Source organism: Streptomyces sp. MB09-01, from assembly GCF_033794505.1.
In the GTDB taxonomy this organism is placed as follows: Bacteria; Actinomycetota; Actinomycetes; order Streptomycetales; family Streptomycetaceae; genus Streptomyces.
Window position 1 is genome coordinate 22562 of sequence record NZ_JARAYQ010000095.1, and the last position, 6000, is coordinate 28561.

At 68.4% G+C, this 6000-nt stretch carries 5 protein-coding genes; 2 read left to right on the top strand and 3 right to left on the bottom strand.

The window, feature by feature from the left end; all coding sequences use genetic code 11:
• Positions 1 to 930 precede the first annotated feature (930 nt).
• Positions 931 to 2148, top strand: coding sequence for a terpene synthase family protein (locus PV721_RS20680; RefSeq protein ID WP_319726560.1), 1218 nt, complete (start codon positions 931 to 933; stop codon positions 2146 to 2148).
• A 641-nt stretch (positions 2149 to 2789) separates the two neighbouring features.
• Here PV721_RS20680 and PV721_RS20685 read toward each other — a convergent pair.
• Positions 2790 to 2978 carry a hypothetical protein gene (locus tag PV721_RS20685; protein WP_319726561.1) on the bottom strand — a complete coding sequence of 63 codons (189 nt, stop codon included), beginning with the start codon at positions 2976 to 2978 and terminating at the stop codon, positions 2790 to 2792.
• A 335-nt stretch (positions 2979 to 3313) separates the two neighbouring features.
• Here PV721_RS20685 and PV721_RS20690 point away from each other — a divergent pair, with 335 nt between their 5' ends.
• Positions 3314 to 3529 (top strand): DUF6207 family protein, encoded by a 216-nt coding sequence (locus tag PV721_RS20690; RefSeq protein WP_319726564.1) that lies wholly within the window; start codon positions 3314 to 3316, stop codon positions 3527 to 3529.
• A gap of 40 nt (positions 3530 to 3569) precedes the next feature.
• On the opposite strand, the gene PV721_RS20695 is transcribed toward PV721_RS20690, so the two are convergent.
• Both PV721_RS20695 and PV721_RS20700 read right to left on the bottom strand, forming a co-directional pair.
• Positions 3570 to 4064 (bottom strand): hypothetical protein, encoded by a 495-nt coding sequence (locus PV721_RS20695; protein WP_319726565.1) that lies wholly within the window; start codon positions 4062 to 4064, stop codon positions 3570 to 3572.
• 413 nt (positions 4065 to 4477) lie between these two features.
• Entirely contained in the window at positions 4478 to 5677 is a 1200-nt protein-coding gene (locus tag PV721_RS20700; protein WP_319726567.1) for a hypothetical protein, read from the bottom strand.
• Positions 5678 to 6000 lie beyond the last annotated feature (323 nt).

A 6000-nucleotide genomic window follows, 5' to 3' on the forward strand; every position in this document is an offset into this window, starting at 1 on the left:
CCCAGCCGCACAGATGAAGTCGCGCAGTACCTCAAGGGCCTCAAGCAGGCAGGTCGTCCTTGGCAGCGGCCCAGGACTTGCGCTATACGAATTCGAAGAGGCGTTCGTCGGCCGCGTGTTGAATACCCGTCGGGTCCAGCGAGGCGTTACCCAGCGACTGAGCGCCCACGCGACCTCCTGGATGAACAGCTATCCATGCGATGGCGGCGCAGGGGTCCAGCAGCCCCGTTTCCTTGACAGAGTGCCCGTTGGATCGGAGCACAAGCCACCCATGCTAGAGCCCATGGAAGTGCGGACATCTCCGAGTTCCCCTTCGATCCCGTGCGCCCCCCAGTGGCCCGGGCCCGGTCGCAGGCCAGGCTGATCATGCCGGCGCATACAGTACGATGCTGCTCACTCTGGGTAAGACCGGCGCCAAGAGGAGTTCGGAGTGTGCCAACCAGTAACCATCGTCTGCACTCGCACTCCCGGGGCAGCCACGACCGCGTCTTCCAGGTTTTCGGAATTGACGGCGGTTCTCGGCGATCCCGTCACCCGGGGCCAGCGCTTGCTCGACGCGGCGAGCTCGTAGATCGCACCGCCGCCCGGTCAGCCCCGATATCGGCTCGGCGAAGGTCTTGGCCGCACAGCCGGGCACTGGGCAGAAGAAGCCACGCACCTGCACGTTGATTGCCGTCCGCCGAGACTGCTCAGAGCAGCGTCGGCAATCCACCGGAAGTGGTGGAGGCACCGACCCCACGCCAGGTCGTGCGCCGTGCGAGGCGGCTGGCGCCGGACTGTGCGCCCTACGGGCTGCTCGCCGAGCGGAAAAGTGGCAGCTGGCGTGACTGAGCTGTGACCTCTGGTATTCGGAATATCCTCCACCGCGCAGCACAGGAAGAGCGAGACATGTCGACTCTCACAGGATCATGGCCTTACCGCAACGCGTTCATGGAACTGCTGACCGACATCCCTCGTGCGTGCACGCCGGCCGATGTCGAACGCCTGCGGCGGGTGCAAGGCGAATATGCAGCGCTCATTGAGTCGCACGGCCCCGGGCTGCTGTCCTTGGACGACCTGCTCAGCCCCGTCGGGTTCCGGTTCGGTGAGGCCAGTGCGGACATCAAGCCGCACCCAGCCGAGCACTCGGTGGCGGCCGAGGTCGAGTCCTGGATGCGCGCGAGCGGACTGTGGCTGAGCACGACGCCCCACATCGTCCGAGCGTGCAGCTGGGTGTATCCCACGGCGAGCAGGGCGGCGCTGACGCAGCAAAGCAAGGTCGTCTCGCTCGACTGGTATCTCAACGACACCCAGGGAAGAGACTTGGCTGGCGTGCATGCGCAGGGCGAGCCCCAGCTGTCCGCGGCCGTCGTGGCCATGTGTGACAACCTCGACGCCGTGCCCAGCCGCGAGGGTGTCCAGGAAGGGGCGGTCAGGCACCTCCTGCGCGAGATGCGCGCCGACTCCCCACAGCCCTGGTTCGCCTGCTTCCTCAGTCGCTTTCGCGATCAAGTGCAGCTCACGCACCAAGATCTCGGGATCCCCGCAACGGGGGTCGTGCCATCGATGTTCGGATACATCCAGCAGCGGATCCTGACTTCCGGCATGGTCTACATGACCTCGTTGCTGGAGTTCGGCCTCGACACCTACCTCAGCGACCTCTACCGCGATCCCGACAACCTTGTCTCCGCGCTCGACCGTCTCCTGTTCCTGACGGCGGCCATCCCGTCTCTCGGAAACGATGTCGTGTCCTTCGAAAAGGAAGTCATCGACCTCGGGTCCAGTAACAACCTCATCACCGTCCTTGCCCTGAACCGCCCAGGGACCGGCCTGCTCGACGCGATCACGGCCAGCGGCTACATCGTCGCCGACATGATCCAGGAGTTCGTCACCCTCTCCTCGCACGTCGCCTGCCTCGCCGAGGATCTGCGCCCACGAGACGAGCACAGGGCCTGCGCCCTGCTGCGCTACCTCGGCGGCCTCGACGCGATGATGAAAAGCCAATGGAACTTCCACGCAGTCAGCCTCCGCTACCGGTACCCGAAATCCCTCTGGAGGGAGATGGCCGTGGACGAGGCGGTTACCACCCGACACGCAGAGGCTGCACTGCGGCTCACCCGACCCGACCGACAAAGTGACTCCCGCGGTACCCCGTCGCCCAGGCTTTGACGCGGCCGAGCGTCCTTAGCCTGCTCCGCGCGGCCGGGAGCCCGGACGCAGGCCCAAGCCAGCGCAAGGAGCACCCTCTCCTCACTGTCTGGGGACGCTCCCAGACCAACCACTCCAAACAGTCACCCAATCCGGTGCCTTCCTCGCATGGCTCGCCAGCCACGGCCGAGCCATCGGGCAGTGCCAGCAGGCCGACATCGACGCGAGAGCCTGGCCACCCGCCGTCCGTCGCAGTCACCTCCGGGTCCCACACCAGGACCTCACCATCGAGGACCAGGCCGTACGGCAGCTACTCCGCCGCCGCCTCACGCCGGGCGGCGAGGCGGGCCCGGCGGTGGCCGTGGTGACCAGACGCTGGTGTTGCTCACGCCACCTCAACGATCTTGAACCGCCGGGGACACGACCGTAACGCTGCAGATGGTGGCCCTCTCAGTACCTGTTTTCTGAACCTAAAAGGCCAGGTCAGAGACAGGACGACACCGGCCAAGCTATATGGGGACGTTCGTCGAACGGTTGCGGTGACCGTTCGACGAACGGCAGTCCTGAGCTGTATGGGGCAGGTGTCAAGCTCTCGTACGGCACCTGGGTCAGGGGCACTCGGCTGCCCCCGGTCAGCCTGGGGGGTGGTTCTGAGGTTCGGGCTAGACCAAGTTGTGGACCGAGTGTCGAATAAAGCTGGCCTCGCAGTCGCTGGTGCAGCCCTTCTTGTACTCGTAGTAGGAGTCGTTGTAGCCGTCGATGTCGGTGGGGAACACCTCGTCCTTACGGTCCCCCGACACGGAGATCCCGGTGTCGGCCCCGGTGTCGGCGGCCTGAGCAGGCAGCGCCAACGTCCCGAGTACGGCACCAGCAAGGACAGCGGATGCGGCGATACGCCGCGCAAGGATCTTCATGCCGGACTAACGCTCTACCTCATCGAGTGGTTGTGGCCCACGGCAGAGGAGCTAAGCCGCCCTACCGCCCCTGAGCTGCGCTCCTGGGTCAGCGGTGCACCGCGCTCGCGCAACAGCGCGTTGCACGCGTTGCGCCAGGCCATCAGGGCCGCGACGGGGGCCGCACCCCGACAGAACTTGCGACCATGCGACACCCGCGGTCGGGGTCCCTCGTGCGAGTGGACCCGGGGCCGCCCGCGAACCGGTCCGGTCCCAACGCCGTCGCAGAGCTCATGAAGCCGATCGACGAGCAGCACATCGCGGAGCCCGGCCTGGTGGTCCTGGACATCACCGGCGGGGACGAGGACACCGTCCGGGCCGTCATGGCCGCGCTGGAAGAGCGCTGGGCCACATCAGGCATCGCCCCCGTACGCCGAGATCCCGGCGAGCCCGGGGTCCGGGCCCGGATCTACGCCGACGTCCTGCGCCCGGGACGAGACGGCCCGTGAGCCTGGGCAAGCCCTGCACGAAGGGCTTGCCCAGGGTCGCCTAAGGCTTGCCCAGGCTTTCAGGCTCCTCGGCCTCCACCTCCCACAGGGGATGCGCACGCCCGGAGCCGTAGCAGTGGAAGCACAGTCCATCCCCGGAGGTGCTGTGCGCGTCGATGGTGTCGACGGCATTGCGCAGGAGCCGGGTGAGGCCGTCGATGTGGCCGGCGTGGAGGGCGAGCTGGTGGCGCTTGCCGACCAGGATCTCCAGTGCGGTCCCGGGCGTGGCAGCGCCCAGTTCGTAGGTGATGCCGCGGGTGAGGGTGGTGATCAGTTTGTGGAGGTGGCCCACCGTCTCCCCTCCGGACAGCTCCACTCGCGCGGTGAAGCCGATGTCGCCGGGCCGGGTGAGAGAGAGGAACGCGTCGGGGCGGTCGAGGGGTAGAAGGTGGCCGACGGGATCAACGTGGGCTCCATGGAGGGAGGCGAGGGCGTGCCACATGTCTCCCGGGAGGGTCGGCACAAGCCTGGCGTTGTCGTGATGGTGTCGTCTCATGACTTCGTCATACGGCCGGTGCGGGGGCGTCGGCCGGCTCCGGGCCGCCGCGTCCCAGACGGTGACGCCACGGCCTTGGAAGGCGTCCCGTCCTGCGGCCCGGACGCTGGGCAAGCCCTCCGCACCGTCCGCACCGGGGGCTTGCCCAGCAGGGGACGATGACCGGTCAGCGGGCTGCCCGTGACCGATCCGACTCCCGCGATCGGTCAAACGGCACGTTCAGCGCCGTGACCGGTCCGTGCAACTCCCGCCGGGCCGGTGACCGCTCATCGGTCACCAACCAGTAGCAGCCTCGCCGGGGAGCCAGGACTGACGGTGACCGATGACGCCGCCGCCCGCTCCGGTGGTGGGCAAGCCTGTGCGCGGGGTGGCTTGCCCAGGCTCCCCTCGGGCTTGCCCAGCGTGCGTCGCGGTCAGCCGCGGCGGCGGAGGAAGCCGCGGCCGGGCCTGGCCGGCTCCCGGTCGCCCTCCGAGGGCGGCGGTACAGCAGCCGGGAGGCGGGCGGCCTGTTCGCGGGCGACGTCGTCGGCGTGGCAGGTGCCGCACACGGTCAGGTCCCCGGCCGTCCACGCGCCACCGCGCGCGGTGATCTCCTCCCAGCGCTCATCAGTGAACTTCTGCCCGCACCGCCTGCACACCGGCCGCTGCGCCTCCCGCTCCTCGGCCCGGCGTTGTGCCGCCCGCTCGTCGGCGCGGGCGGCCTGGTCGCGGTAGAGGGCGTCGCCGTCGGGGTTGTCGAGCGCGGCCGTCAGCGTCTGCTCGCCGGTCCGTCCCAGCCGCCGCCACACCGGCGCGTCGGCGCCGTGGTCCTGGAGCTGCTCCAGGGTGGTCACGAGAACGGGCACCGCCTGGCCGTAGTCCCGCGCGGTGATCCCCCGGCGGTAGGTGTCGTAGCGGCGCGGCGCCCAGTAGCGTCGGCCGGCCTCCTCCAGCACGGCGACCGTGTTGGCGACCTTCGTCTCCGTGGTGTCCGCGAACACGAAGGCCACCGGAGGCAGGCCCTCCCGGCCGGTCGGCGGGTAGACCCGGCGCCACAGCCGTTCCTCGTGGTCGACGTGCTCGATCGCGTCCGGCCGGGAGCGGACCAGGTCCACGGTGTGCTTGTCCGCACCCTGGAGCAGCAGCCGGCCCCACTCCCAGTACCGGCGCAGCTTTTGCACCAGCTCGTGGGCGTCCTCGGTACGGCGGTCGATCTCCAGCAGCAGCACCGGCACCCCGGCCGCCGGCGCCCGCACCACCAGGTCCGCCCGCTGCACGAAGCTGTTGCCCAGCCGGTGCCCGATCTCCGTCTGGAACCCGAGCCGGTGGCCGATCCCGGCGCGGTGGAGCTCGGCGGCCGTCGAGGTGACCGCCGCGGCGTGGTCGTCGTAACTGGTGCCGAGCAGCTTCCCGGTCACCGGGTCGTACTTCTCCTCGCGCAGCACCGACACTCGTATGCCCTTCGGCTCCAGCAGCTTCTTCGCTTCGCCGTGGCCTCGCTTCGTCAGCACCCACACCTGCCGCTGGTCGTCCCGGACCGTTTCGATCCTCACCAGGTGGTGGTCCTCCAGATCCAGGAGGTTGTCCCGTACGAGCTTGTCGTGCTTGTTGTCCGGACGGGTCAGCTTCCACAACTGATCGGGCGTAGCCCTCTGGAAGATCCCCAGCGCTTCAAGCAGTTCCCGGCGCCTGGGTCCGGTCGAAGTCCTCCTGTGCTTGGGCTTCCTCGGGACATGAGGGTTGTCGGACCTTCGGCGACCCCTTGCCCGTCCGGTCTGACCTGCGGATACGCCCGGCCCCTCGGGACGGGCGTATCCGCAGGTCAGAACGGCCGGGCGAGCAGTCGCCGAAGGTCCGACAATCCTCAGTGCCCGAGGAAGCCCAAGCACAGGAGGACGTCGACCGGACGCAAACGCCGTGAACCACTTAAAACCTGTTTCTTTTACACAATTCCACA